Origin of the sequence: Grimontia celer, from assembly GCF_900055185.1 — a bacterium.
Lineage (GTDB): Bacteria > Pseudomonadota > Gammaproteobacteria > Enterobacterales > Vibrionaceae > Enterovibrio > Enterovibrio celer.
Genome location: NZ_FIZX01000090.1, coordinates 1 through 518 on the forward strand (window position 1 = coordinate 1; position 518 = coordinate 518).

A 518-nucleotide genomic window follows, 5' to 3' on the forward strand; every position below is an offset into this window, starting at 1 on the left:
ATTGCGAGGGTCATACACATACCAGGGGTGATAGATACAAAGAAAAAAGTGGGTATAAACGCACTTAAAAGAGCTAGATTCACCGCATCACCCTATTAATATTAAAAGCTGACTATAACGTGAAAAATAGAACTTTGGATAGCACAAAGCGATGAATTCTGTGGATTAGGTTAGAAGCGTTTCTTTTCTTTAAACGTGGCGTCGTCCATGAATTTATCCCATTCGTCATTGATGCTGCTCTCCTCATCTTCAACAGTGGTCTCTTCTGCTTCTCGCTTCGCCCCAAGCTCTTTTTCTATTTCATCAATAATCCCTTCTAGCTGCTTAATAGATGACAGCGTCTCAGGGTTGTCTTTTACTGGGGCTAATTGCGATAAGGCTTCCTTATATGAAGACAAGGCTGCGTCCATTTTACCTGTTAAAAAGGCTTGTCGACCTAGGTAGGCATGAAAATCGGCGTTTAATTTGTACTTATAAAATAAAAGCAGCCCCTCGTAACGAGCACCTGTATCAGAATT

General features: G+C 40.7%; 1 protein-coding gene and 1 pseudogene. Both read right to left on the reverse strand.

The features are described 5' to 3' along the window. Positions 1-83: pseudogene (locus GCE9029_RS26450) on the reverse strand (LysE family translocator); the annotation flags it as partial. 87 nt (positions 84-170) lie between these two features. Beyond that, positions 171-518: hypothetical protein (locus GCE9029_RS26670; protein ID WP_197475450.1), on the reverse strand; the 348-nt coding region annotated here is incomplete at its 5' end.